The organism is Bradyrhizobium sp. RT6a (assembly GCF_040547675.1).
In the GTDB taxonomy this organism is placed as follows: Bacteria; Pseudomonadota; Alphaproteobacteria; order Rhizobiales; family Xanthobacteraceae; genus Bradyrhizobium.
Genome location: NZ_JBEPQC010000001.1, coordinates 1,554,324 through 1,580,707, shown reverse-complemented (window position 1 = coordinate 1,580,707; position 26,384 = coordinate 1,554,324). Strand labels below are relative to the sequence as shown.

25 protein-coding genes are annotated in these 26,384 nt (G+C 64.1%); 9 read left to right on the top strand and 16 right to left on the bottom strand.

The features are described from left to right. Positions 1-117: 117 nt before the first annotated feature. A complete protein-coding gene (locus ABIC03_RS07485) occupies positions 118-1,092 on the bottom strand; it encodes a Bug family tripartite tricarboxylate transporter substrate binding protein (RefSeq protein ID WP_354056767.1) in 975 nt (324 codons plus the stop codon). Between the two features lie 57 nt (positions 1,093-1,149). Next, complete coding sequence (locus ABIC03_RS07480; protein WP_354056765.1) at positions 1,150-1,455, bottom strand: hypothetical protein; 306 nt, start codon at positions 1,453-1,455, stop codon at positions 1,150-1,152. Between the two features lie 76 nt (positions 1,456-1,531). Between ABIC03_RS07480 and ABIC03_RS07475 the strand changes: the two genes are divergently transcribed. After that, on the top strand, positions 1,532-2,134 hold the full coding sequence (locus ABIC03_RS07475; protein WP_354056763.1) for a hypothetical protein: 603 nt from the start codon (positions 1,532-1,534) through the stop codon (positions 2,132-2,134). After that, positions 2,131-2,421 (top strand): HGGxSTG domain-containing protein, encoded by a 291-nt coding sequence (locus ABIC03_RS07470; RefSeq protein WP_354056761.1) that lies wholly within the window; start codon positions 2,131-2,133, stop codon positions 2,419-2,421. Before ABIC03_RS07475 ends, ABIC03_RS07470 begins: the two co-directional genes overlap by 4 nt. 52 nt (positions 2,422-2,473) lie before the next feature. Here ABIC03_RS07470 and ABIC03_RS07465 read toward each other — a convergent pair whose 3' ends face one another. Next, complete coding sequence (locus ABIC03_RS07465; RefSeq protein WP_354056759.1) at positions 2,474-2,650, bottom strand: hypothetical protein; 177 nt, start codon at positions 2,648-2,650, stop codon at positions 2,474-2,476. Beyond that, a complete protein-coding gene (locus ABIC03_RS07460; RefSeq protein ID WP_354056757.1) occupies positions 2,647-2,910 on the bottom strand; it encodes a hypothetical protein in 264 nt (87 codons plus the stop codon). Before ABIC03_RS07460 ends, ABIC03_RS07465 begins: the two co-directional genes overlap by 4 nt. Positions 2,911-3,086: 176 nt before the next feature. Between ABIC03_RS07460 and ABIC03_RS07455 the strand changes: the two genes are divergently transcribed. The 3 genes from ABIC03_RS07455 to ABIC03_RS07445 all read left to right on the top strand — a co-directional run bounded on the left by ABIC03_RS07455 (position 3,087) and on the right by ABIC03_RS07445 (position 7,250). After that, complete coding sequence (locus tag ABIC03_RS07455; RefSeq protein WP_354056755.1) at positions 3,087-4,652, top strand: CYTH and CHAD domain-containing protein; 1,566 nt, start codon at positions 3,087-3,089, stop codon at positions 4,650-4,652. A 69-nt stretch (positions 4,653-4,721) separates the two neighbouring features. Beyond that, positions 4,722-6,341, top strand: a complete 1,620-nt coding sequence (locus tag ABIC03_RS07450; RefSeq protein ID WP_275170355.1) for an inorganic phosphate transporter — start codon at positions 4,722-4,724, stop codon at positions 6,339-6,341. Between the two features lie 558 nt (positions 6,342-6,899). After that, positions 6,900-7,250: a hypothetical protein gene (locus ABIC03_RS07445; protein ID WP_354056753.1), complete on the top strand. Its 351-nt coding sequence runs from the start codon at positions 6,900-6,902 to the stop codon at positions 7,248-7,250. A gap of 255 nt (positions 7,251-7,505) precedes the next feature. Here the strand turns inward: ABIC03_RS07445 and ABIC03_RS07440 are convergent, their stop codons facing one another. Further along, positions 7,506-8,453, bottom strand: a complete 948-nt coding sequence (locus ABIC03_RS07440; protein ID WP_354056751.1) for a lysozyme family protein — start codon at positions 8,451-8,453, stop codon at positions 7,506-7,508. A 524-nt stretch (positions 8,454-8,977) separates the two neighbouring features. On the opposite strand from ABIC03_RS07440, the gene ABIC03_RS07435 reads away from it, so the two are divergent. After that, a complete protein-coding gene (locus ABIC03_RS07435; RefSeq protein ID WP_354056749.1) occupies positions 8,978-10,174 on the top strand; it encodes a L,D-transpeptidase in 1,197 nt (398 codons plus the stop codon). A gap of 138 nt (positions 10,175-10,312) precedes the next feature. Here ABIC03_RS07435 and cax read toward each other — a convergent pair whose 3' ends face one another. From cax to xylB, 6 genes are all read right to left on the bottom strand, one after another. After that, positions 10,313-11,413, bottom strand: coding sequence for a calcium/proton exchanger (gene cax / locus ABIC03_RS07430; RefSeq protein ID WP_275170359.1), 1,101 nt, complete (start codon positions 11,411-11,413; stop codon positions 10,313-10,315). 287 nt (positions 11,414-11,700) lie between these two features. Then, positions 11,701-12,012, bottom strand: coding sequence for a hypothetical protein (locus ABIC03_RS07425; RefSeq protein ID WP_354056747.1), 312 nt, complete (start codon positions 12,010-12,012; stop codon positions 11,701-11,703). A gap of 343 nt (positions 12,013-12,355) precedes the next feature. Next, positions 12,356-13,303: an ABC transporter substrate-binding protein gene (locus tag ABIC03_RS07420; protein WP_354056745.1), complete on the bottom strand. Its 948-nt coding sequence runs from the start codon at positions 13,301-13,303 to the stop codon at positions 12,356-12,358. A 97-nt stretch (positions 13,304-13,400) separates the two neighbouring features. After that, positions 13,401-14,441 (bottom strand): ABC transporter permease subunit, encoded by a 1,041-nt coding sequence (locus tag ABIC03_RS07415; protein WP_354056743.1) that lies wholly within the window; start codon positions 14,439-14,441, stop codon positions 13,401-13,403. Continuing rightward, positions 14,434-15,969 carry a sugar ABC transporter ATP-binding protein gene (locus tag ABIC03_RS07410; RefSeq protein WP_354056741.1) on the bottom strand — a complete coding sequence of 512 codons (1,536 nt, stop codon included), beginning with the start codon at positions 15,967-15,969 and terminating at the stop codon, positions 14,434-14,436. Before ABIC03_RS07410 ends, ABIC03_RS07415 begins: the two co-directional genes overlap by 8 nt. Positions 15,970-16,179: 210 nt before the next feature. Further along, on the bottom strand, positions 16,180-17,625 hold the full coding sequence (xylB, locus tag ABIC03_RS07405; protein ID WP_354057539.1) for a xylulokinase: 1,446 nt from the start codon (positions 17,623-17,625) through the stop codon (positions 16,180-16,182). A gap of 110 nt (positions 17,626-17,735) precedes the next feature. Here xylB and ABIC03_RS07400 point away from each other — a divergent pair, with 110 nt between their 5' ends. Continuing rightward, positions 17,736-18,980, top strand: a complete 1,245-nt coding sequence (locus tag ABIC03_RS07400) for an MFS transporter (RefSeq protein ID WP_354056739.1) — start codon at positions 17,736-17,738, stop codon at positions 18,978-18,980. A gap of 95 nt (positions 18,981-19,075) precedes the next feature. Here the strand turns inward: ABIC03_RS07400 and ABIC03_RS07395 are convergent, their stop codons facing one another. Beyond that, entirely contained in the window at positions 19,076-20,032 is a 957-nt protein-coding gene (locus ABIC03_RS07395) for a lytic transglycosylase domain-containing protein (protein WP_354056737.1), read from the bottom strand. A gap of 180 nt (positions 20,033-20,212) precedes the next feature. Here ABIC03_RS07395 and ABIC03_RS07390 point away from each other — a divergent pair, with 180 nt between their 5' ends. Then, the gene (locus tag ABIC03_RS07390; RefSeq protein ID WP_354056735.1) at positions 20,213-21,247 is read left to right on the top strand and encodes a L,D-transpeptidase family protein; all 1,035 of its coding nucleotides are present in this window, start codon (positions 20,213-20,215) and stop codon (positions 21,245-21,247) included. Here ABIC03_RS07390 and ABIC03_RS07385 read toward each other — a convergent pair. The 3 genes from ABIC03_RS07385 to ABIC03_RS07375 form a co-directional block, all read right to left on the bottom strand. Then, the gene (locus ABIC03_RS07385; protein WP_027516602.1) at positions 21,244-21,519 is read right to left on the bottom strand and encodes a hypothetical protein; all 276 of its coding nucleotides are present in this window, start codon (positions 21,517-21,519) and stop codon (positions 21,244-21,246) included. The two genes, ABIC03_RS07390 and ABIC03_RS07385, sit on opposite strands and share 4 nt — an antisense overlap. 78 nt (positions 21,520-21,597) lie before the next feature. Beyond that, positions 21,598-22,455, bottom strand: coding sequence for a VOC family protein (locus ABIC03_RS07380; RefSeq protein ID WP_354056733.1), 858 nt, complete (start codon positions 22,453-22,455; stop codon positions 21,598-21,600). A 147-nt stretch (positions 22,456-22,602) separates the two neighbouring features. Then, on the bottom strand, positions 22,603-23,793 hold the full coding sequence (locus tag ABIC03_RS07375) for a urate hydroxylase PuuD (RefSeq protein ID WP_354056731.1): 1,191 nt from the start codon (positions 23,791-23,793) through the stop codon (positions 22,603-22,605). A gap of 234 nt (positions 23,794-24,027) precedes the next feature. Between ABIC03_RS07375 and ABIC03_RS07370 the strand changes: the two genes are divergently transcribed. After that, positions 24,028-25,368 (top strand): PQQ-dependent sugar dehydrogenase, encoded by a 1,341-nt coding sequence (locus ABIC03_RS07370; protein ID WP_354056729.1) that lies wholly within the window; start codon positions 24,028-24,030, stop codon positions 25,366-25,368. Positions 25,369-25,540: 172 nt separating this feature from the next. On the opposite strand, the gene ABIC03_RS07365 is transcribed toward ABIC03_RS07370, so the two are convergent. Continuing rightward, positions 25,541-26,341 carry an SDR family NAD(P)-dependent oxidoreductase gene (locus tag ABIC03_RS07365; protein ID WP_354056727.1) on the bottom strand — a complete coding sequence of 267 codons (801 nt, stop codon included), beginning with the start codon at positions 26,339-26,341 and terminating at the stop codon, positions 25,541-25,543. Positions 26,342-26,384: the final 43 nt, after the last annotated feature.

Genomic DNA, 26,384 nt, shown 5'->3' with positions numbered 1-26,384 from the left:
TATTTTCTTCTTGTAGGATGAGTAGAGCGCAGCAAAACCCATCATCGTCATCTTCGCAAGTAGCGATGGGTTTCGCTGCGCTCGGGCCAACTAGGGCATGTCCGGCAAGTTGCGCTCCTACTCCGCCTTGATGTTCGCGGCCGCCACGACTTCGGCGAGTTCCCTGGTCTCCTTCGCGATCTTGGCGGCATACTCGGCCGGACTGAGCACGCTGACGACGCCCTGCGTCTCCAGCCGCTCCCGTAACACCGGATCGTTGGCGGCGGCGACGATCTCCCGGTGCAGCATCTCGAGCATCGGCGCGGGCGTTGCCTTCGGCATGAAGAAGCCGACCCAGAACGAGATGTCGAAACCGGGATAGCCGGCTTCCGCAACGGTCGGCACATCCGGCAGTGCCGGCAGCCGCTCGGCCGAGGATACCGCGAGCGCGCGCAGCTTGCCGGCCTTCACCAGCGGCACGGCAGACAAGGGGTCGAACACCGCCAGGACCTCCTGCGCGAGGATGCCGACCTCCGAGGCAGCACCGCCGCGATAGGGCACGTGGATCATCTTGACGCCGGCCTTCTGGCTCAGCAGCTCCATGGCGAGATGGGCGAGGTTGCCGTTGCCGCCCGAGCCGTAGGCAAGCGCGCCGGGCGCAGCCTTCGCCGCGGCGACGAGATCGGCGACGGTGTTGATGTTCGCCGTCTTGGGATTCTCCGGGTTGACCACCAGCACGAGCGGCGCCGACACGACCGTGGTGAGTGGCGCGAAGTCTTTTTCCGGGTCGTAGCGGATATCCTTGAACAGCGTCTTGTTGAGTGTGATCGTGGAGGAGTTGCAGGCCAGCATCGTGTAGCCGTCGCCTTCCGCACGCGCCACGCCTTCGGCGGCGATCATGCCGTTGGCGCCGGCGCGGTTCTCGACCACGAAGGCTTGCCCGAGCTTGTTGCTCAGCCGATCGGCGACGATGCGCGCGACGACGTCGACCGGGCCGCCCGCGCTGAAGCCGACCATGATCTTGACCGGCCGCACCGGATATTTTTGCGCGAGGGCCCCGGTCGTCGCGCACAATCCGGCGATGATCGCCAGCAGGCGAAGTGTTCTTTGCATTGGTTCTCTCCCTAGACGCATCGCAGCCGCTTTTGCATGACGCGGCGCATTCGAGTATCATGATGAGCGGCCGCGCCGGATTTCGCAATCGCGTTTGCAGTCCGGCATTCCGTCGCGCGGCAGGTCGGAGCCGCTTCGAAACAAAAACGCGAAAACAACCCCATGCACAGTAGCCGACACCTGCGAGAACAAGGACTTGCGCGGACAGGGATTTGCACGAACGAGGATTGCGCGCTTCGCAATCTTCGTTTGACTCGTCGGGCAAAACACCGGCAGAATGCCATCATCGCAAAAATCGCCAGCGTCCACGCCGCCCGACCACGGGCGCCGCGCGGCGATTGCGCGTAAACCCTTCATCGACATCTCGAAAATCCCACAGGCGCGCAGCGAGCGATCGATGTCGCGCGCAATGAGCCCGCACGGGCAGAGGACACAGCACATGACGACATCTGCGAAACGCCACAGCACGCCCCCGGTTGCGGCAAACGATCGCAGCGGCTCCGCCGCGAGCCCGCGGGTCAAGCTCTACAAGCGGGGGATTGCGATCCTCCATGCCGACCCGCAAGCCGGCGAACGGCTGCTGGCCGAGGCGCTCGGCGCCGCTGATTGCGACGCGCTCCATGGTCTCCTCAGGCAATTGGTGAAGGCCAGCATGACCGGACGGAAACCCGATGAAGCCAATCTCGCCTTCCTGATCTCGCTGGTGAAGAGCATCGCGCCGAAGGACTCGATCGAGGCCATGCTCGCGGTGCAGATGGTGTCCGTTCACGCCGCAGCGATGCGCTCTGCCTGCCGCCTCGCTCTCACCGATGACATTCCGCAGCAGGAGAGCCTCACACGCGGACTGGCCCGGCTGGCCCGCACCTTCGCAAGCCAGATCGAGGCACTCAGCCGCCACCGCAACAACGGCGAGCGCGCGATCACGGTCCGGAATTTGTCGGTGCAGGATGGCGGCAGGGCGATCGTGGGTAACGTCACGCAACACGCGAGCCTGATCGTCGCGGAGCCGAACGTTGACGTAGAGGACGGCGCCATCGCATGAGCAGCGATCACGTTCGCAATACCAGCCCGATGCAAGCGAGCCGCCGCTGCGGCGCAAGGGCTCGTAGTGGTACCCCCTGTTGCGCGCCGGCGATGCGCGGCAAGAGTCGATGTCGCATGCATGGCGGCACCGCAAGGACGGGCGCGCCGCCCGGCAACCGCAATGCGCGGAAGCATGGGATGTTCACGGGGGAAGCGGTCGCGGAGCGGAACAACGTTCGGACGCTGCTGGATCAGGCAGGCGAACTGCTTCACGAACTAAGCCGCCCCAGTCCGTCGGCGGAATGACAGCGGACGGCTGTTGCGCGTAGCGTCGATCGCGACCATGGAAATCCGGAGGTCACGGCGACCATCGATCGTGCTCCTCGCGATAGGCATGCTCGTTGAGACGGTCGGCGATCTCCTCCGCCACCGGCTCGCTTTCGGCGTCCGCAAGCGGTTCGCGCTTGTTGGTCTTGACGGTCGTTTTGCTGGTCTCAACCGGGAAGTCATCTGGATGGATCGCGGGCTTTTTCATGGCTCGTCTTTCGGTGGGGGTTCGTCAACCAATTCAAACATCGGCTCGAGATCATCTCTCGCCTGCCTCAAGACGCTGGCCGCGCGCTGCGCATCGGCACCGCCGCTGTCGACGAGATTCGCGTGCCAAGTCATTCCGGCGCCGGTGATCTCAACCGGCGTGATCGCGATCTCCTTCACGAGCTCGCAGCCAGGATGCGCATGGACAATGGCAAGCACCCTGGCCGTGAGCTCTCGAACGGTGATCGCGGTTCCGGACATCGACGTATTTGCTCTGCGATCAATCGCTGCGGCAAGCCTGGCTCTCGGCAGTCTCCGCCCGGCCCATCCTTCAATCGTGGTGCTGCTACTCAATCGAGCACGCTGGCGCCTGTTCCGTGAAGTTTCCATGACTTTGCGGCGCCCTTAATCGCCGGCCGCGTTGAAATCCTCGCAGCATGGGAACTTCCCGCGGGGGCGCCACTTTGAATGGGCAACCGAAAGATCCAGCCATGAATGCAGAAACGGAACTGAAATTCCGGATTTCACCGCAAAAACTGTCGTCGGTGTTGCGGAGCGGCGCGGCGGGCCAGCGCCGCGACAAATCCGAGCAGACGCTGGTGTCGACCTACTACGATACGAACAGGTACAAGCTCAGGCGCCACGGCCTGACGCTGCGCGTTCGCAAGATCGAGGACCGCTACGTGCAAACCGTCAAAGCAGGCGGCGCGGGCGGCGTAAGGCGCGGAGAATGGGAGCACGAGGTCTCCGGCGCAAATCCCGATCTTGCCAAGACCAGCCATACACCGCTCCGGCGCCTTGCGACGGGGAAACTTCCCCGCAAGCTGAAGCCGGTATTCCAGACCGACATCCGTCGGATGGCGCAGGCCCGCCGCGTACGAAAGAGCCAGATCGAACTCGCCGTCGACCGGGGCCGCATCAGCGCCGGGCGGCGGTCACGGCCCGTTGCCGAACTGGAGCTGGAACTCAAATCCGGACATGTCGCGGACCTGTTCCGCCTCGCGCGCGATCTCGAACGCCGAACGGGGGCCGAGCTTGATCTGCGCTCCAAGGCCGAGCGCGGTTACCAGCTCGTCGCGGACAGCGGCGGCGGCGCGCAACATGCCGAGGCGATCGAGCTCATTCCCGAGCAATCGCCCCACGAGGCATTCCGCCTGATCGCGCATTCGACGCTGCGTCACATCACGGCGAACGCCGATCCGGTGCGTGACCTCGATGCCGAGGGCGTTCATCAGATGCGCGTTGGGCTGCGGCGCCTGCGCGCGGCGATTTCGCTGTTCGGCGATATCCTGCCGCGAGCGAGCACGGCGCGGATCAAGGCCGAGCTGAAATGGCTCACCGACGAACTGGCGCCTGCGCGTGAAATCGACGTGTTTCTGAAGGAGAGCTTACAGCCGATCACCAGGCATGGCGTCCCGGCACGCGGGGCACGGGCGATCCGCGAGAGGTTCTCAAGGCAAAGGATGGCGGCTTTCAAGCGCGCCCGCGACGCGGTCGCGGCGGCGCGTTACCGCCGCCTGCTGATCGATACGATCGAGTGGATCGAAGCCGGACGGCCTCGCGTCGATGACGACCGCTCGATCGCCGCCTACGCCGCGGAGGTGCTGGATCGGCGCATCAGGAAGGCGCGAAAGCAAGGCAAGCGACTGAATGATCTCGATCCGGTGCAACGCCACAAGCTGCGGATCAAGATCAAGAAGGTTCGCTATGCAACCGACTTCTTCAGCAGCCTTTACGGCGATCGCGGCCGGAGGGAGCTTGCAGCTCTTTCCCGTCGGCTGAAGCAGATTCAATCGGCCCTGGGATCGCTGAACGACTTCATGACACACCGCAAACTGGCGACCGAGGCTGCGCTGACGGGGCCGCCTGCGCACCGCCGCGCCCAGGCTTTCACATCGGGGGTCATCGTCGGCCAGGAACGCGAGGCCGCCGATGGGCTGATGAAGGACGCGGCAAAGGAGCTGCACCGGTTGCGCCGGCTGCGCGCCGTGCCCAGCGGCTGAGCTGAGGCTCCCATGGATTTCCTGATCCGCCGGGATCATCGCTGACAGACTGACCGCCGAGCAATCCCCATGTCCGATCTCGCACTCAACGATGCACGTCCGGTCGCGCAAGCCGCCGCCAAACCCGACCTCCACAAGAAACCCCATGTCAGCATGGTGGCGGTCTTCCTGCTCTTCCTCGTCAGCGGCATCGGCTATGCTGCCTACGGCATCTTCACCGATACGCAAAGCGTCGGCGAGCCGCTCGCGATCAGTGCGCTGCTGCTCCTCGGCGTTGCCCTCATGATCGCACTCGGCTTCGAATTCGTGAACGGCTTCCATGACACCGCCAACGCGGTCGCAACCGTCATCTACACCCACAGCCTGCCGCCGCTGACCGCGGTGATTTGGTCGGGCGTGTTCAACTTCCTCGGCGTGCTGGTTTCCACCGGCGCGGTGGCCTACAGCGTGATCACGCTGTTGCCGGTCGACCTGATCCTCCAGGTCGGCAGCACCGCCGGCTACGCCATGATCTTCGCCCTGCTGATCGCGGCAATCATCTGGAATCTCGCGACCTGGTCGATGGGCATCCCGAACAGCTCGTCGCACTGCCTGATCGGATCGATCATGGGCGTCGGGCTTACCAACGAGCTTCTCGCCCCCACCGGGCAGGCCACGTCGGGGGTCGACTGGACCCAGGCCATGAGCGTGGGCAAGGCGCTGCTGTTCAGTCCGGTTGTTGGCTTCGCGTTGTCGGCCTTGCTGCTGCTGTTGCTGAAGGCCGTCGTTCCCGTGCCGAAGCTGTACCAGGAGCCCAAGGGCAAGACGCCGTGGTGGATCCGCGGCATCCTGATCCTGACCTGCACCGGCGTGTCCTTTGCGCATGGCGGCAATGACGGGCAGAAGGGCATGGGCCTCATCATGCTGATCCTGATCGGCGTGGCGCCGACCGCCTACGCTCTGAACCGGACCATGCCGGATTCGAGCACGCCGGCGTTCGTCGACATCACCAGCAAGGCGAAGTCGGTGTTCGCGGCGCGTGCACAAGGCGCTCAGCAGGTCAGTCCGAACGATGCACGCGGCCTGATTGGGACCGCGCTCAAGACCCGGGACCTGAACCGGCCGGACGTGTTCGCAGCGCTCGCAAGCCTGTCCGACGAGGTCGCCAATGGCGTGAAGAGCTACGGATCGATCAGCCGGGTTCCGGCGGCGGCGACGCCCAACATGCGCAACGACATGTACCTGGCGGCCGACGCCATCCGTCTGCTGCCCGACGCGGGCGCCAAGCTCGAGCCGGGCGACGCCGCTGTCCTGAAAAGCTATCGCACCAGCCTGGAAGACGGCACGCGCTTCATTCCCACCTGGGTCAAGGTCTCGGTCGCGATCGCGCTTGGCCTCGGCACCATGGTCGGCTGGCGCAGGATCGTCGTGACGGTCGGCGAGCGTATCGGAAAGCAGCACCTGACCTACGCGCAAGGTGCTTCGGCCGAGCTGGTAGCGGCCGGCACCATCCTCGGCGCTGAGTTTTACGGCATGCCGGTGTCGACCACGCATATCTTGTCCAGCGGCGTCGCCGGCACCATGGCGGCTAACGGCTCGGGGCTGCAGACGGGGACGATCAGGAACATCGTATTGGCATGGGTTCTGACATTGCCCGCGGCCATGCTGATCGCCGGCCTGCTGTACATGATTTTCCACGCTGTGATCTGACCCGTTCGCCATCTGCAACGATGGTCTGTCGGCGCGCCATTTGCGCACGGGCCGTCCGATCGTGTAACGCCACCGAAAAACTGATCGGGACGGGAGGTTGATGGGGACCGCCGCCACCAACGACGCGGGCGGTGCCCGCGCGCTGATCCTTGCGTTGCTCGCACTGGAAGCGAGATCAAAATAGCTATCTTCTCACCCGCAGTGCACGGCAAATCCCGCTCATGCACGGCGGAGCACGGAAGTCTGTGAGGGCTTTGGTCGGCTACGCCGTCATGAGCGGACAAGCTCTGCACCAGCCTGGAGATCGGCTAATGGCAGGCTAGGCCAAAGAAGCAGCTGCACTGACCTTTAGTTGAAGTGTTGTCCTGTTTGAACCTTCGCTCGAATTGCCGGACTCACGTCAGTGGGCGATGGCAATGACCTGTCCCATCACAGCATCGAGCGATTGTAGCTATCGTCACTCGTCAGCGGCAGTTGCAACGGACCTAGTTTCCGGGTTGCCAGCCTAAGCCGCACAAAGCCAGCGGATCGGCCGGCGAATCTCGCGGAGGCAAACAGATGTGTCCAGCGAAACTTGCGTTATCGTTGCTGGGTTCAGCGTTGCTACTGACGCCGGTACTTGCACGCGATGATGGCCGATACGACCACTCTCCGCTGAAGTCGTGGTTTGAAAGCTTGCAGAGCGAATTTGGAAAGTGCTGTACCGATGCCGATGGATACATAGTGTCCGATGCCGATTGGGAGTCCAGTCGGGGCCGTTACCGCGTCCTCATTGACGGCGAATGGGTGCTCGTACCCGACGGTGCGGTTGTCACAGAACCAAACCGCTTCGGCCGTACAATGGTCTGGAGGCATTACATAGACGGCCATCCGCGCGTCCGATGCTTCATGCCTGGCATCATGATTTGACTTCACTTTCAAGGTGCTCCGCTTCGGGTCATTCGCGTCGATCTGCCCGCGTATTCTCGATGTCTGCTATGGCCCTAGCTGCCGGCGTGCCGGACACTTCGCCTTCGCGCCACAAGCAGACATCGGCACCTGATCGATCGCCTCGCTAGCAGCAGGAACGACCCGAGCGCGTCGTTGACGATGTAAAGTGCATCCGCGCGACCAGCGACGGTGAAGCCCCGCTCGCCCGCGGGTGCGGCAACTCCTGCTAACCACTCAACGGGAATTCACTGGTGCCTGCGCCCGCTCGGCTTCGGCGGTCGCGGTGCCCATGTATTTCGATTGGAAATGAGCAACCCGCTCGCGCCACATTCCGACGAACGCCTCCGACGTCAGCTTCTCCACGGATTTCCAGGCCTCTTTGACGGCCGGAAGCGTATTGCCCCAGATCGCGCGCCTGCACCATTTTTCGCCCTTCTCCCTGCCTTCGCTTGTGGCGCACATCGATTTCCAGGCGATGCGATTGGGTTGGCTGAGGTGCTCCGCGGCGCCTTCCCAGCCCTGCTGATGGATCAGGTAAAGATCGTTCAAGTCCGGCTTCCTGTGCGTCACCCACTGGAACAGAATGCCTTCCGTGATGACCTTGTAGGCCGCCGCAACGGCATTATCGCGGGGATTAAGAATGTCTCCGGAGCCGAATTTTCTGAACTCGTATTTGCTCAGCTGGAACAGCCCGATATACGATCCGGTGCGTTGCTTGGGGTCGAACCCGGACTCGACCTTGGCCACCGCCTTCATGAAAGCGAAATCCAGACCGAAAGCGTCGGACGCGCGCTTGATCTCTTCCACCGGCGTTCCGACCGGGATGTCCTTGAACGAACGCAAGACGATCGCAGCCGGCTTCTCGGCAGGCGGCAGTTCGGACCAGACATAACAAATGAGATACCGGAAATCCTGCGGCCCCGTGCTGGAGGCACCGCCGGATGCACCGCACGTGGTCGGCGCCAACTGGGCGACATCGTGGTGGCCCAAGTCCACCGAGTCCTGCGCAGGCGGTAAATCGGCCGACAGCGTTTGCGACGGATCGGGCAACGCGGCCACGACGATCGATTCCGATTTATCCGAGGCCGCCGTCGTGTCGGTGGCCGTCCCCGCCGCGGGCTCAGCGGCCGTCGCTACTTCGGCGCTAGCGACAGCGGCGTTCGCGGGTCCGGTGTTGCCCATTGCGATTGCCTGCGGTTCATCCGCGAGCCTCGCGTTGGCGGCGAGAGATGCTGCGCGCTCCTGGATTGTCACTGCGCGGGCGTTCTCGGTGCCGGCCGGACCGAAGCCAGCCAGCCAGCCAGCGATCCACCCCGCGAGAACGACCGTTCCGCAAAACGTCGGCACCACTATCGTAAATCGCCGCGGGTTCATGATGCCGTCCCCCCATAGGCTCCACCGGAGCCGTGTAGAAAAGCCAAGCATGCGAAGAGGCTCATTCTTGGGTTCAATGTGGGTCGCGCAATGGCGCGAACGGCCGCTCGTCAATTTTTCTAAAACGTGTTGCCCGATTGCAACGCGTCGATCACAAGCAATCGCGCCCGTCTCAGCGGCAACTCCCACGGCAATTGTGAGTACGGTCCAATTTTCGACCCACTGCGACCAGATTTGGAGGAGAGGCTTGGTGCGCCGTCAGGATGACGCATCAGGCTTCGGCTTCGCGCATCGTCTCGAAACGATGGAATGGCGCCTACGGGGACCGGGCGATGTTCGTTAAGGAATTGCCAGCAATGCAGCGCGCGATAACAACCGCTGTATTCGCCATTTTCATGTTCCCTGCGGGGATCGCACACGCTCAATTTCTGCTTGGACCCCAACACACGTTCTGGCGAAGCCAATACGCTCCGTACAAAGACAAGCACCACCACCGGCAGACAAACTCTGAAACGGCGAAGAGCGTTCGGCCCGAGCCCCTTCCGAAGGGCCCGCTCCAGATCATCATCTCGATCGCAGACCAACGGATCTCGCTTTTTGACAACGGGGCCCTGATTGCACGCTCTTCGGTGTCCACGGGAATGGAGGGGCATCCGACGCCCCTCGGCGTGTTCAGCGTCATCAGCAAAGAACGATGGCACCGTTCAAATATTTATAGCGCCGCCCCCATGCCCTACATGCAACGCATCACCTGGTCAGGGATAGCGTTGCACGCCGGTGTCGTGCCCGGGCATCCAGCGTCACACGGCTGCATCCGTTTGAAGAATGATTTTGCCGTTCGACTCTGGCATCTCACGAAGCGCGGCACGCGCGTGATCATTGCGCATGGTGATGTCCAGCCGGTCGAGATAGCCAATCCGCAGCTTTTTCAACCGAAAGCCGCGTCCGGTTCGTCCGAATTCCAGAGTGCCACCGCCGCAACCAAGAGCATCGGTGCAGCCGCGGCAAAGCAGGGATCACTGGTGTCAAACGCCGAGACTCCAGAAGCCGCCAGTCTCCAGGAGCCGGGCTCGGCTCCCGCTGCAAGCGTGCCTAAAAAGATCGTCCCGATCTCAATCTTCGTCAGTCGTAAGTTGAGCAAGCTGTTCGTGCGTCAGGGCTTCACGCCGTTGTTTGATGTCCCGGTCAAGATCGAAAATCCGGAGGAGCCGCTGGGAACGCACGTGTTTACCGCAATGGAATTCCAGAACGAGGGAACAGCTATTCGCTGGAGCGTCGTGTCGATTCCGGAGGAATTGCCCCGTATGTTCGAAGCTGCCACGAAACGGCGAGAAGCGCCCGCGAAGCAAACCGCGCCGGGACCGTTACCCGACAAAGCCAACGCTGCGCTCAACCGTATCGAAATGCCCCGGGATACGGTTGAGAAGATCTCTGAACTCCTGACGCCGGCCTCTTCGTTGATTGTTTCCGACGACGGAATTAGCCAGGAGACGGGACAAGACACGGATTTCATCGTGGTAACGCATTGACGCGCCGGCGCAACCCACCAACACACGATGCCGCTGCGCGACCCGCTGGAATTGTCCAACCGCAATTCTGGGCCAACAACGGACTCACTCACAAACGGCACGGCGCCGACGGATGGTGAGGAAAAGGAGGCGTTGGCGTTACCCAATCCCCTGGCTCGCTGGCGGGACCACGTACAGCGTCAGCGCAAAGACCGCGTAGATGAAGATAAGCAGGGCGCCGACGAACCAGGCCGAGCGCCCGCTGCTCGTAATGAAGCTCGCGGTCACGGTCGCAATCATAACCATGGTGACGGCGCCCGGCCAGAACTGCAGGCTCATTGGCGACGGCCCGACGACATAGCTGAGCAGCACCAGTGCGGGTGCGACGAACAGCGCGATCTGGGAAGCGCTGCCGAGCGCGATGCTGACGCTCATGTCGAGGCGGTCCTTGCGCGCCGCAGAAAATGCCACGGCAAACTCGGCGGCGGCGCCGACCATTGAGACGATGATAAAGCCGACAAAGGCTGGGCTCATTCCAAACGTTTCCGCCGCCTTCTGGACGGACTCGACAAAAATCTCACTCACTAGTGCAACCAACAAAGTGACGACGAGCAGCGTGCCGACCGCAAGGCCAATCGGCCAATGTTCCTCACCCTCGCTATGGTCGGCACTTGCGAACAATTCCTTGTGGGTCTTCAGTGAGAACAGCAGGCCGAGCGCGTAAGCGATGATGAGCAGTATGGCGAGACCGACGCTGAGCTTCCGCATGACAGCGTCGCCTTGTACGAGATCGAGGTCGGCGACCGCTGACGGGGCGAGCAGGGCGACGGTGGCCATCAGCAAGAGACCGGAGTAGAGCCGCGCGCCGGCACGATTATATTCCTGGACGTGATAGCGCAGGCCGCCGAGCAATAGACAGGCACCTAGCATAAACAGGGCGTTGGTGACAATCGCGCCGGCAATCGACGCTTTCACGAGCATATACTGGCCGGCCTGAAGCGCGGTGATCGCAATGATCAGCTCCGTCAAGTTTCCCAGCGTCGCATTGAGCAGCCCGCCGACTGCATCGCCGGTCTTAGCGGCGACCGCTTCGGTCGCGTGGCTGAGCAGGGCGGCCAGCGGCACGATGGCGAGTACCGAAAGCACGAAGAGCAGCGTATGGGAATGCGGTGCGACCGCTTCCGCCACCAGCACGGCCGGAACGAAGATCAGCATCCAGAGCAGCGGGCTGTGCAGGATTTGCTTGAGCAGGGGTTTCATAGCGGGCGCCCTATCCATACTGAGTGCGACGGCGGAAATTCGGCCTCGTCGCGGGATCGGCATTGATCTGGCTCAACACGGTCCCGAAGGCCGGGAAAGGCGCGCTGGCCGTTGTCCGCCAGCCCCGCAAAAAAGTGTCGTCGTTGGGTCATTCGCGTCGGTTGGCCGGATCATGGCGACTTCCGGTCTACCCCGGTGAACGGACATTCTCAGAATAGGCGGGCATGTCTCAAACGGGCCAATAGCCGCCCTGAAGAAAAATGAGGTCACCCAACTGAGAGATGGCCTTACTCCGCTTTCTCTGGGGGCAGATACCACGGGCGAGCCGGAGGCCTCTTTTTTGCGCGGCTGATCCATAGTCCGAGCAACATCGCGACCAAAATCGGTGGGGAGTACATCAGCAATTCTTCTTCATGAAACCTGGCCGACTGATTTGGAGCGATTATCTCGGAGGCCGCAAACCCCAGAAGGGCTGATCCAGCAACCAACAATGCTCCGCACACCCCTGTGGGACACGGAATTTTCCCAACCAGCCAGCCAACAATGGCGCCCGGAATGAAGGTGACCATGAGTATTGTGCCCCACACAAAAAGGATCATGGTGTTCTCCTTCTAGAGGATATTAAGGCGTGAACGTCTACGGCTTGGTGCCGATCACTCAAAACACCTGCAAGTTAATCCCGCGTTTCGTGGAGGGCCAAGGTCCGCTTGGGGTCACAAGCTAAACTCTTGCATTGAAACTCAGGGGTCCGCTTGGTGTCGAAAAGCGGACGTCGGCCGGTCCAAGCCTGCGCATATGATGAGAGACGAGATTGAACCTGTGACCTCAAGATCATGAGCTTAACGAGAGCGCGGCCGACCCGGTCAACCGCTGCATGCCCAGCTAACGCCGCCCCACGCGAGCCGACCAGCGCCGCACCCGACGCCGGCCGTCTTCCGCCTGCTACTGCGAGCGGTCCGAGGTCCAGCCCTTGTACTCGCCGACATTGTCGCGCGTCACGAGTTTCGACGGCAGCAGCTCGACTGTGGACGCCGGCTTCTGGCCGTTGAGAATGTTGACGCCGACCTGCACGGCGCGGCGGGCCATGAAGAACGGGTCCTGCGAGGCGGAGGCCTGGATCTGCTGCGACTGCGGGTCCTTGAGGGCTGCTTCGATGTCGGGGGCGCCGTCGACGGCGGTAATGATAATACCGGTGCGCTGCTGCTGGCGCGCCGCAAGGTCGGTGCCGATCGCCTGAGGATCGTTGATGGCGAAGATGGCGTCGATCTTGGCGAAGCGGGTCAGATAGCCCTGCGCCACCGTGAGGCCGCCTTCGCGCGAGCCCTTGCCGTCCTGGTCGTTGGACAGGACCTTGATGCCGGGGTTCTTGCCGAGCACGTTCTTGCAACCGACGACGCGATCGATCACCGCGGAGACCTGCGGGCCGTTCTCGATGATGACGTCGCCTTTGCCGCCGAGCTTGTCGACGATGTACTGGCAGGAGATCTCGCCGGCCTGGACGTTGTTGGTGGTCACGGTGGCGTCGGCGCCTTCGGCCGCGGTGTCGACGGCAACGACCACGATGCCGGCGGCCTGCGCCTTCTTGATCGCCGGGCCGACAGCCTTGGGATCGCCGGGGTTGAGCAGGATCAGGTCGACGCCAGCGGCGATGAAATTGTCGATCTGGGTGACCTGCTTGCCGAGATCATATTCGAAGCCGACGGTGGTGATCTTGACGTTGGGGTTGGTCTTCTTGGCCTCGAACTCGGCGCCCTTCGACAACGCGACGAAGAACGGATTGCCGAGCGAACCCAAGGAAACGCCGATCGACTTGAGCTCCTTGGCGAAGCACGGCGCAGAGCTCAGGACGAGCGCCATCGCGGCGCCGGCAAACGAGATCGACTTCAACATTGGCTTCCTCCCTGGTCTGTTTGAAGCTCCGGCACGGCGACCAGTTGCCATGACGGAATGGACGTGACGGCGCAGCGCTGGCTGCATTTTCTTGATCTCAGGTCCGCGCCGAGCCCTGCAGCCGATAGCGGTCCAGCGCCACCGCGCCGATGATCACCAGGCCCTTGATCACATATTGCCAGACGTCGGACACGCCGATCAGGATCAGGCCGTTCGACAGCACCGCAATGATCAGCGCGCCGACCAGCGTTCCCCAGATCGAGCCGATGCCGCCGACAAAGGAGGTGCCGCCCAGGATCACGGCGGTGATGGCGTCGAGCTCGTAGGACTGGCCGAGCTGCAGGCCATTGGCCGCATACAGGCGCGCCGCCTGCATAGCGCCGCCGAGGCCCGCCAGCAGGCCGGACACGCCGTAGACGAAGATCAGCACGGCCCAGACCTTGATGCCGGCGAGCCGCGCCGCGCTCTCGTTGCCGCCGACCGCGTAGATGTGCACGCCGAGCACGGTGCGCTTGAGCACCAGCCACGACACCAGGATGACCAGCAACGCGATCACCCAGAGCCAGGGAATCGACACGACGCCGGGAATGAGGGTCAAGGCGCCGTTGCCGATGAAGGCATAGGGGATCGACGGATTGAACACCGTGGTGTCGGCGCCGAGCAGGCGCGCCGCGCCGCGCACGGCGGTCAACGATCCCAGCGTGACGATGAAGGGCGGCAGGCGCAACAGCGCGATCAAGCCGCCATTGAGAATGCCGAAGACGGCGCCGGTGAGCACCGCGGCCGGCAACCACAGCACCCCGAGATCAGGGAATTTGGAGATGATCAGCCCGGCCATCGCCGACGCCGCCAGGATGGAGCCGACCGAAAGGTCGATGCCGCCGGTGAGGATGACGAAGGTCATGCCCGCGGCCAGCACGGTATTGACCGCGGATTGCTGCACCACGATGCCGATGTTCTGGCCGGTGAAGAAGCGGCCGTCCGACAGCACGTGAAAGCCGATGCACAGCAACAGCAGCACCGGCAGCATGCCGACCGCGCGAATGATCATCCGCGTCCGCTGCCGCTTCGTCTCCTGCGCGGCGGCAAGACCGGGCGCGACGGGGGCGGTGCTGGAGGAGGCGCCGTTCTCAGGCATCGAGCTGCTCCGTTCCGGTGGCGAGGGCCATGATCTCCTCCTGACTGAGCGGCGATGTCGCGTTGCGCCGGATCTGGCCGGCGATATGTCCTGCGCGCATCACGATGACGCGGTCGCAGATGCCGATGATCTCGGGCAGGTCGGACGAGATGACGAGAACCGCGGTGCCCGACTTTGCGAGATTGTCGATGATCGAATAGATCTCGGACTTGGCGCCGACATCGACGCCGCGCGTCGGCTCGTCGAGGATCAGGATCTTCGGGCCGATCGCGAGCAGCCGCGACAACAGCACTTTCTGCTGGTTGCCGCCGGAGAGCCCGCCGGCGGGAACACCGACATTCGCAGCACGGATGTCGAGCCCCGCGAACGCGCGCTTGGCGCGGTCGCGGGCCTTGTCGCGATCGAGGATGCCGCCGAATTTCGCATCCCGGCCCAGCACCGCGAGATTGATGTTGTCGAGGCAGGACATGTCGAGGAACAAGCCGAGCGCCTTCCTGTCCTCGGTGAGATAGGCAATGCCGGCGTCCAGCGCCTCACCGGGCGTGCGGATGGAGACCGCCCGCCCCTCGATCTCGACATGGCCCGAGACCATCGGCGCGGCGCCGATGATGAGATGCGCAAGTTCGGTGCGGCCGGCGCCGACCAGGCCGGCAAGGCCGACGACCTCGCCCGCATGCACCGTCAGTGAACATCCCTTGACGCGCCTGCCGTCGGCGATGTCGACAGCCGCAAGCACGGGAGCTCCCGACCGCGCGTTGGGATCGTTTCTGGGATCATGCTCCTTCTTGTAGAAGGAGGAGACGTCGCGTCCCACCATCATCCGGACGATTGTGTCTGCGCGGATGTCGCCCTTGTCGAGCGAACCGACCAGCGTGCCGTCGCGCAGCACCGTGACGCGGTCGCCGAGCGCGTAGACCTCGTCCATGCGATGCGAGATGTAGATGATGGCGAGACCTTCGGCGCGCAGCTGTCGGATCAGCGCGAACAGCCTTTCGCTCTCGCCGGCCGACAGCGCCGTGGTCGGCTCGTCCATGATCAGGATCCTGGAGCGGGCGTGCAGCGCGCGCGCAATCTCGACCAGTTGGCGCTGGCCCATCGAGAGATTGGCCACCTGCGTCTGCGGCGTGAAATCCGCGCCGAGCCGCGCGAGGATCGGACCGACGCCGGCCTGCATCGCCTCGCGCGCCAGCAAGCCGCCGCGGGAGACCTCGCGACCAAGATAGATGTTCTCCGCGACGCTCAGATTGGGGGCGAGCGAGAGTTCCTGATAGATGATCGCGATGCCGGCCGCGCGGCCGCCGAGCGGACCGCTGATCTGCACGGGCTGGCCGTCGATGCGGATTTCGCTGCCCGGGTCGGGCCGGTAGGCGCCCGACAGGATCTTCATCAGGGTGGATTTGCCGGCGCCGTTCTCGCCCATCAAAGCGTGGATCTCGCCCGCGTAGACGGTGAGATCGACGTCGCGCAGCGCCTTGATACTGAAGAATGATTTGGAGACCCGGCGCATCTCGAGGATGGGCTCGCTCATCACACCTCCCCGACGCGCCGATAGCGGCATCGCAATCTCACCCGCGTCTCGTTGGTCCCTGGCGCGGGTGCGAGCATTAAACAAAAGGTTGTGGCGCGAGGCAATACCGCCCGCTGGCCGACCAACGCTCCGGCGCTGCTTTTATCTTTTGCAGACGGAACCGATCTCGCGTGCGATGCCTTTTCTTCGCCACATCATCGCGTATCGCGATCAGCGCCGCGGCCGGTACAGGCGGCGCCATTCCACAAGCCGCTCGGCATAGGCTTGCGCGAGCGCCGGCTCAGGCTCGAACGTCTCGACGCGCCGTGGCGCGGTGCAAACGGTCTCGATTGCCTCACCGGTGACGGCGAGGCGGCCGAGCCGCGCCGCGCCAAACGCCGCGCCGGTCTCGCCGTCGGCAAAGCGATGCACGGGCATGTTCAGGACATTAGCCAGCACCGAAAGCCAGAACCGCGACCGCGAGCCGCCGCCAATGACATCCGCCTCCGCGATCGCCAGTCCGGTCTCGGCAAGCACGTCACGGCAATCCGCGAGCGCGAAGGCGACGCCTTCCAGCACGGCTTGCACGATCGCGTCGCGATTGGTGGCATGACTGAGGCCATCCAGCATGCCGCGCACATCCGGATCATCGTGCGGGGTGCGTTCGCCGGAGAGGTACGGCAGGAAGCTGACCGGCGACGGCGCCATCGGGCGCAACCCCAGCGGCGCCAGCAGGTCGGCCTCGGATGTCCCCAACAGCCGCGCGATCCAGGCCAGGCACGATGCCGCCGAGAGGATCGCGCCGGCTTGAATCCACCTGTCGGGGACGGCGTGACAGAACGTGTGCACGACCCGCTCCGGGTTGGCCGCGATCGTCTCGGTCGGCACCAGCAATGCGCCGGAGGTTCCGAGCGAAATGAAGGCTGCGCCGGGATTCATGGCGCCGATGCCGACGGCTCCTGCCGGATTGTCGCCGGCCCCACCGGCGATCATCGGTCGCCCGGTCATGCCCCAGCGCTGCGCCATCTCGCTCCGCAGCCGTGCCGCCGGCGCGCAGCCCTCGACTAGAAGCGGCATCTGTCGGCGCGAGAGAGAAGTCGCGGCGAGCCCCTCGTCAGACCAATCGCGGCTGGCAACATCGAGCCACAGCGAACCCGAGGCGTCCGAGACATCCTCGATCGCCTCGCCCGTCAGCACCAGGCGCAGATAGGCCTTTGGTTGCAGCACGAGTTTTGTCGCCGCGAAGATCTCCGGTTCGTGCCTGGCGACCCACAGCAGTTTTGGCGCGGTGAATCCCGGCATCGCCTTGTTGCCTGTCGTCGTCCGCAACGCGGGCCAGCGCCGCTCCAGCTCGGCGCATTCCGCAAAGGACCGTCCGTCATTCCAGAGAATGCAGGGCCGCAACGGCGTGTGACCGGCATCGAGCAGCGTCGCGCCGTGCATCTGGCCGGACAGGCCGATGCCCTCGACCTCGGCCAGTTCGCGCGCGTGATCCGCCTTCAGCGCGTCCAGCGTCGCGAATGTAGCTTCGATCCACTGCGCCGGGTCCTGCTCGCAATGGCCGGGACGCGGCGAAGACACCGTCAGCGACCGGCTGCGGCTCGCCACCACGCGCTGCGCGTCGTCGACCAGAATGATTTTGACGGCAGAGGTGCCGAGGTCGATGCCGAGATACATGATGTCACTTGCCTTGTGCATCCATGACTTTGCGGCCATGGCGTTCCGATGTTGGCATGCACCCGCCAATCATGTAACCCCACCCGAAACCTTGCCGGGACGCAACGCCCATGACCACCGCCGCCACAAACGACGCGGGAGCCACCCGCGCGCTGATCCTTGCGTTGATCGCGCTCGCCTGCGGGCACATGCTGTCGACCTTGCTGCGCACCATTCCGGCGGTCAGCCTCGATTTGATGGCGGCGGACTTCGGCATCGAGCCACAGGCGCTGGCGAGCCTCACCTCGGTCTACCCATTCGCGTTTGCGGCCGCGCAGATCCCGGTCGGTGCGGCGATGGACCGCTTTGGCGTGCGGCCGGTGTCGCTGAGCCTGCTCGCGGGAACCGTGGTCGGCGCCATCGCGTCCGCGTTCGCGACGGGGCCCGAAAGCTTCGCGGTCGGTCAGGTGCTGCTGGGCGTTGCAACCTCCGGCATGCTGATGTGCCCGATGACCTTGGCGGCCAAGCAATTGTCGGTCGCGCGCTTCGGGCTGTGGTCGGGCGCGATCCTCTCGATCGGCAATATTGGCATGCTGTTGTCGTCGAGCCCGCTCGCCTTCGTGGTCGACACCTACGGCTGGCGCGCCGGGTTCTGGATCTCGGCGCTCGGCGGCGTCGCCGTGGCGTTCGCGGTGTTCCTGCTGGTGCCGAACCAGCCGGCCGAGCACAAGGACGAATCCTCGCCGCTGTCGCAGATGATCGAGGTGCTCAGGCTCGGACTGTCGCGGCCTTTGCGCGGCCTGATCGCGCTGGCGCTGGTGTCGCTTGCGACCTCGCTGGTGCTGCGCGGCCTGTGGGGCGGGCCATGGCTGATGCAGGTCAAGGGATTGTCGCGGGTCGAGGCCGGCAACCAGCTCGGCGCGTTCACGCTGGCGATGATTGCGGGTCCGCTTGTCATCGGCATGATCGACCGCAGGATCGGCCGCCGCCGCGCGCTGGTGGCGGGAACGCACCTGGCCGGCGCATTGCTGCTGGCGCTGATGGCGTTAGGGGCGCCGCACTATGCCGTCTCGATGCTGCTCGGCCTTCCCGTGATGCCGCCGCAATACGACCTCGTGCTGTTCGTGCTCATTGGCCTGGCGACCTCGGCGCAGCCGCTGCTGTTCGGCATGTCGCGGCAGTTGGTCGACGCGCAAGTGGCAGGCAAGGCGCTCGCGGCGATCAACCTCGCCTTCTTCCTCGGCGCGGCGCTGATGCAGTCGATCACCGGCGCGGTGGCGGCGTTCGCGGGACTGCCGGCGGTGCTGCTGTTCATGGCAGCCATGCTTGGCATCGGCTCGCTGATCTTTTTGACTTATACATCGTCGCGTTCGTAGTTCGTCGGATGGGTCGAGCGGAAGGGAAAGCCATCGTATCGACCAGGTCGCGGACCACCGGAAGCCGCCCCATCGAACGGCTTCCGGATTTCGCATCAGCCCGAAGATCGTTCGCGCGCCGCAAAACGAATGGCGCGGGCCTTCGCGCTCTTTCCCGCCGCGCGCGCGGCGATCATGCTGCGTGCCTTGCCGTGGGTGCTCTTCCGGATCAGGGACGCAAGCCGCTTGCGTGCGCGGTTGGTCGTCAATCGCGCCGCCAGTTGCTCGGCCTTGCGAATGATGGTCGTGACAGAGGGCGTCAGGTTCACCGGAACCCAGGCGACATCTTTCGTCTTGGACAGGCTGCCGATGCCCTCGCAGGGCGCCTCGCGCGGCAGGTCGATCCGGATCGCGAGGGCTTCCGCGCGCTCGGTCCAGTCCTCGGCCTTGGTGCCGGTGATGATGCGGACATAGTCGCGTGTCTCACGCGGCAGCTCGCTCTCTTTGGCGAGCCATTTCTGGATCCGGCCGGGACCTGCATTGTAGGCAGCCGCGGCAAGGCCGAGATTGCCGAAATCGTCGCGCAGCTTGCGCAGGAATTTCGCCGACGCCGGCAGCGCCTTCATCGCATCGAACGGATCATCCAGCCCGACCTCCGCTGCCGTTTCCGGCATGAACTGTGCGACGCCTTGCGCGCCGGCCTGGCTCACTTCGTTCGACTTGAAGCGGCTCTCCTGCCAGATCAGGCGCGCGAAGAACGGCACCGGAATGCCGCTGGCTTCGGCGGCTCCACGGAGCGCGTGGCAGAAGCGCTCCGTCGGCGAAGCCGGCGCCTGCGCGACGGGTTCAACCGCGCGCGGCGGCTCGGGTGTCTCCTCATGGGACGCGCGTGCATTGGCGAGCTCGAGGGCCTGCACGCTTGCAAGGAACAGCTCGACCACGGGAACAAGTGGCGAGGCCTGAGTGTTTTGAAGAACGGCACGGTCGAAAGCTGATGTTTGGCGGGACGCCGACGGATCGAAGTCGCACATCAGAATCATGAACGCGGCGCAAGCCGCGACGACAAATCGCATTGCTGGAGCAACCTCGAACTGTGGGTGAACGGCCAGCGGTGCGCCGGCGATAAGGAGTTCTTAACCCTGCGATTGCGGCAAAGCTGCGGTCTCGCAGGTTGCGCAGGTGTTACTACGGTGTTCCCGCCGGGAAACACTTCTCTCCGCGATTTTGCGGGCATTGCGAATTGGACGAGCGAGATGATGCGGTGGATGCTTGGCGCGGTGATTTCGCTGTCGGTGATTTCTCCGGTGCTTGCGGGCAATCTCGATGCAGCAGCGGTGAACGATGCTTCGCGTCCCGCAAAGCAAATTGCCAGCGACAAGCTCAACGCCGCGATCGTGAAGCTTCAAATTCTGCTCGACCGTGCGCGGTTCTCGCCCGGGGAGATCGACGGCAAGCTCGGCGAGAATGCGCAGAAGGCGCTCAAGGCATTCGCCGAGCAGAACGGCGTTGCATCCGACAAAACGATCGTACCGGAGCTTTGGGACAAGTTGAATGCCGCGAGCGAAGGCCCTGTCCTCGTCGAATACAAGATCACGGACGCGGATGTGAAGGGCCCGTTTCTGAAGGAGCTGCCCGGCAAGCTCGACGACATGAAGCCGCTGAAGGCGCTGAGCTACATCAGTCCGCTCGAAGGCCTTGCCGAGAAATTCCACATGAGCGCCGATCTGCTCAGGGCGCTCAACCCGGACAAGGCCTTCGACAAGGTCGGAGAGACCATCGTCGTTGCAAACGTTCCGGCGCGGCGAGAGCTGCCGCAGATCGCGCGGCTCGACGTCGACAAGAAGAACGGCACGTTGAAAGCACTCGACGGGGGCGGCACCCTGATTGCATTCTTTCCCGCGTCGATCGGAAGTCCGGATCGTCCGACGCCGAGCGGTACGCTCAAGGTCACCAGCACCCACGAGAATCCGGTCTATCACTACAACCCTGACTACAAGTTCAAAAGCGTCAAATCGAAACAGCCGTTCGATGTTCAGCCGGGCCCGAACAATCCGGTGGGAGCATACTGGATCGGCTTGTCCGCGCAGGGTTACGGCATCCACGGAACGGCCGAGCCCGACAGGGTCAGCAAGTCCGCCTCGCATGGCTGCGTCAGGCTGACCAATTGGGACGTGCGCGCGCTGGGCGAACACGTCAAGCGCGGCACGCCGGTGGTCTTCCTGGATGCGCCGACGGACTCCTCGTCCAGGCAGCAGGGGAAGTCCGGCGGCAGGCGCGCCTCGAATTAGTCTTTGGGAAAGTCCTTGCGCATCGCGATCTCGGCGGCATCGCCGGGCGACAGCACGGTCTGATCGAACGCTGCTTGCGGCCTCGTCATGATATCGTAGAGCGAGATGCCCTTGATCGGCTTGCCCATGAGCTCGCGGACGCAGTCGGCGAGCGTGCCGTTGTAGACGAGATAGGGCGGACCTCGATCCTTCTGCCTCTCGCCTTTGAGCGACGGCCACTTCTTCAGTTCGGCCGGCGCGTCATAGGCGATCGGCGATTTCTCTTTGAACATGCGCTTGGCCCCTGAAGGCGCGGGTAACCCAGAAGCCTAGGGCGGCCCGGTAAACGCTTGTTAAAGAATTAGTTCAAATCAGCCGGCAACAAAGGCGAGCAGGGTACCGTTCGCCTTGGCCGGCGGCACGCAGATCGCAGGCCCGCTGCGCACCGCTGCCGAACCAAGCGCCTTCTCGGTGGCCGCGAGATCGCCGCTCGCGAGCACCAGGGCAGCGCCACCGCGTTCGGAAAGACCCGCGAGCGGCACGCCGGGATAGCGTTTGCCGAGCTGCTCCAGCGTCAAGTAAACGAAATCGGCACGATCGCCACCGGAGGCCACGGTCACCGCGCCGTCGGCATCAGCCTTTGGCTCGCGGTCGATCAGCCGTCCCAGATGCGCGGCTTCCTTCGCGGGCTCGGGCGTCGCGATCAATGTCTGCTTGATCCGCTTGGCCGCATTGGCGTGCTTCATCAACTCGGGAATCCATACCGTCTCGCGCGTCTTGTGCTGGCAGGCGAAAATGCGCACGCCGCCGGGCGCTTCCGCGGTCGGCCACATGAAGGTGCGGAATTTCGCCGCCGAGATCGTGCCATCAGGCAGCGTCACGGGCCGTTCGAAATCGGTCGGGCCGATCGGCTCCAGGCCACGCGCGCGGATTTCCTCCGCGCCGGCGGTGGAATCGACCGCGGTGAAGGCGATGCGCTCGATGCCTTCGCCGCGCTTGTCGAGGAAGGCACGCGCCGGCGCGTTGTGCTCGGTCGCCGCGAGCACGCCGAGCAGCTCCATATAGTCAGGGTCGAACATGATGGTGTAGTTGCCGGTGCCCATATGTGCGCTGTGAGTGCCGCGCGGCGAGATGGTGAAGCCGAGCTGCCGGTAATTTTCGGCGGCTTTGTCGAGGTCCTGAACCATGACCACGGCGTGGTCGATACCGATGACGTTCTTGAGGGCCACTGTTCTTTCCCCGAATGCAAACTGACTGGGCCGCCGTCGGCGGCCGCAAATCCTGTCTACGCCGGATAGGCGGCCAAGTCATTTTCAAATCGGCGGGACATGCGGAAAATTTCATTCCGCGAAACGCGATATCGACGCGCGATGGCGTCAGCGCGCCTGCTCGATATAGGCGGCGAGGATGGCGCGCTCCTCGCTGGTCATTTCGGTGATGTTGCCCGGCGGCATCGCATTGGACCAGGCGGCGACGCGGCCGATCAGGCGGATGTTGCGATGGATGTGCTCGGGCGCGTCGAGCAATATGCCCTTCGGCGCGGTGACGATGCCGGCCCAGACCGGCTCGGCGGCGTGGCACATGCTGCAGCGGGACATCACGATCTCCTCGACATTGGCAAGCGTCGGCTGCGCTGACAGCGCGCTAGTCTTGACCTCGCGCGGGCCGGCCGCCGAGAGAAAGAGAATTGCGATCACGCCGGCCGCTGCGACGCCCCACACCCACCACGGCGATTTGCGCCCGGCATGCCCCTCGTTGAAGAAATGGCGGATCACGGGGCCGAGCGCCAGGATGATCGCGACGATGATCCAGTTGAAACGCGTGGCGTAGAGCAGGGGATAGTGGTTGCTGATCATCAGCACGACCACGGGGAGCGTCAGATAGTTGTTGTGGACCGAACGCTCCTTGCTGGTCTTGCCGAGCTTTGGATCGGGCGCCTGCCCTGCGAGAAGGCTGGCTACGATCTTCTTCTGGTTCGGGATGATCAGCGTGAAGACGTTGGCGACCATGATGGTGCCGATGATCGCCCCGATCTGGTTGAACGCGCCGCGGCCGCTCAGCACGTGGGTGAAAGCATAGGTCAGTGCGATCAGGAACAGATAGCCGCCGAGGGCGAAGGGCAGTTCGCGCTGCGCCAGCCCGGTGCGGCAGGCGCCTTCGTAGAGCAGCCATGCCAGCGCGAGGCTGCAGAGGCTGAACAGGCCGGCCTGGAATGGCGTGAGGTCGAGGATCGACTTGTCGACCAGGAACAGATCGGCCTCGAGATAATACACCACCACCATCAGCGCGAAGCCGGATAGCCAGGTGGTGTAGGCCTCCCATTTGAACCAGGTCAGCTCGTCCGGCATCTGGGCGGGCGCGACCAGATGTTTCATGATCCGGTAGAACCCGCCGCCATGGACCTGCCAGGCCTCGCCCTGGACGCCGTCGGGCAGATCGCTGGTGCGCTTGAGGCTGAGATCGAGGGCGATGAAATAGAAGGAACTGCCGATCCAGGCGATCGCGGCGACCACGTGCAGCCAGCGGAGCAGCAGGCTCGCCCATTCCGATATGATGGATCCCCACATGATCACCCCAACAGATGCGACACCAATGCCGCAGCTTGATGACCGCGACCGGCGGTCCCGCCCTTACAATGTGTCGCACCGATCAGTCGCATTTTCCAGTACGATGGGCTGCGGCTGATGCACATCGTGCGGGCATGAGCTGACGTGGGATTCGGCAGGCATTTGACCTGTCGCAGAACGTTTGCGTGTTGATCGGCGTTGATACGCCAGACGTAACGGCCGGGAGGGAACGACGTGAAGAACAGGATTTCGTTCGTGGCGATGTCCGCGGGGTGGCTGGTCGCTGTCGCGACCTGCGCACAGGCTGAGCCGGTGCTGCAAGGCAAGGACGCCTACGGCGATTGGCAGGCCGACAAGCCCGGCACAGTCAGGCTGATCCGACCGCAGGATCTGGTCAGGCCCGGGGCCACGCGGTCGGTTGCGAGTTCGTCGCGCGTGGTGCCGCGCCCGCCGGAGGCTGCGCTGCAGGTGCCGGCCGGCTTCAAGATCGAGCTGTTCGCCGAGGGTCTGCGCGCCCCGCGCATCGTGCGCGTGGCGCCGAACGGCGATGTATTCGTCGCCGAGACGCGCGCGGGCAACGTCCGCGTGTTGCGCGCCGGCGAAGGCGGCAAGGCCGCGACCAACGAGGTGTTCGCCAGCGGACTGCGGCAACCGTTCGGCATCGCCTTCTTCCCGAACGGCGACAATCCGCAATGGGTCTACGTCGCCAACACCGACAGCGTCGTCCGCTTTCCCTATCAGGCCGGCGATCTCAAGCCGCGTGGCAAGGCGGAGACGATCGTGGCAGGCCTGCCCCACGACGGCGGTCATTCCACCCGGGACATCGTCTTCACGCCGGACAACAAGCGTATGCTGGTGTCGGTCGGCTCGCTCAGCAATGTCGCCGAGGGCATGGGCACGCCGCCGGGTGGAATGGAAGCCTGGTCGAAAGCGCAGCCGCTCGGTGCGGCCTGGGCGAGCGAGACCGAACGCGCCACCGTGCTCGCCTTTACCCCCGAGGGCAAGGAGCGGAAGATCTACGCCACCGGCATCCGCAACTGCGTCGGTCTTGCGATCCAGCCGCAGACCGGGCTGCCCTGGTGCTCGACCAACGAGCGCGACGGCCTCGGCGACGATCTCGTGCCTGACTACGTCACGAGCGTGAAGGAAGGCGCGTTCTACGGTTGGCCATGGTTCTATATCGGCGGCAATGAAGACCCGCGCCACGGCGGCGCGCGGCCGGACCTCAAGGACAAGGTGACGGTGCCTGATGTGCTGGTGCAGCCGCACTCGGCCTCGCTCGGCATGACCTTCTATCAGGGCACGCAGTTTCCATCCGAATACCAGGGCGATGCTTTCGCGGCCGAGCACGGCTCCTGGAACCGCTCGAAGCGCACCGGCTACAAGGTGATCCGGATCCGGATGAAGGACGGTAAGCCGACCGGCGAGTACGAGGATTTCGTCACGGGGTTCGTGGTCAGCGATACCGAGGTGTGGGGGCGGCCGGTCGGAGTTGCGGTGGCGAAAGATGGATCGCTGCTGGTGTCGGAGGATGGCAACGGGACGATCTGGCGGGTGACAGGCGTGCCACGATGAAGGTGCACCCTCGCCCCTTGCGGGAGAGGGTGGCTCGCCGCGCAGCGGCGAGACGGGTGAGGGGTTCTATCGGAGAACTCCTCTATGCGTGTGCGGAGAGAAACCCCTCATCCGGCGCTTCGCGCCACCTTCTCCCGCAAGGGGAGAAGGAAGAGCAGCGTGCTTGGGATGTCTACCCCCTCCGCACGCTCGCTCCGCCATCCACCGGCAACGTCACACCGGTGATGAAATTCGCCTCGTCCGATGCCAGGAACAGCGCGGCATTCGCGACGTCCCAACCCGTGCCCATCTTCTTGCGCAGCGGCACCTTGCTGTCGCGTTCGGCTTCAACTTCGGCGCGGGTCTTGTGCCATTCGCGGGCGCGGGTGTCGACGGCCATCGGCGTGTTCATCAGGCCCGGCAGGATCACGTTGGCGCGGATGCCGTATTCGGCGTTCTGGTAGGCGAGCTGTTCGGTGAAGGCGATCATCGCGGATTTCGTCGCCTTGTAAGCGACGTAGGGATAGGTGGTGATCGCCGCCATCGAGGAGATGTTGATGATCGCGCCGCTTCCTTGCGCGCGCATGATCGGGATCACCTCTTTCGCCGCCCAAATGCAGCTCTTCAGATTGATGGCGACGACGCGGTCGAAGGCCTCCTCGGTGATTTGCAGCAGCTCGGCGTCGCCGCCGGCCAGGCTGACGCCGACATTGTTGTGCAGCACGTCGATCCGGCCCCAGCGCGCCTGCGCGTCCGCCACCATCGCCTTGATGTCGGCGATCTTGGTCACGTTGGCCCTGAACGCCGCGGCGGTGCCGTTTTTCTCGGCGATCAGGCTGACGGTTTCCTGCGCCGATTCCAGATGATGATCGACGCACAACACCTTGGCGCCCTCGCGCGCGAAGGTCAGCGCAGTGGCGCGGCCGTTGCCCATGCCTTCGCCGGGGCTTTGCCCGGCCCCGACCACGATGGCGACCTTGTCGTTCAGACGCATGACGTTTTTCTCCCTGCTTTTCCATTACGATAGCACGGGCTGT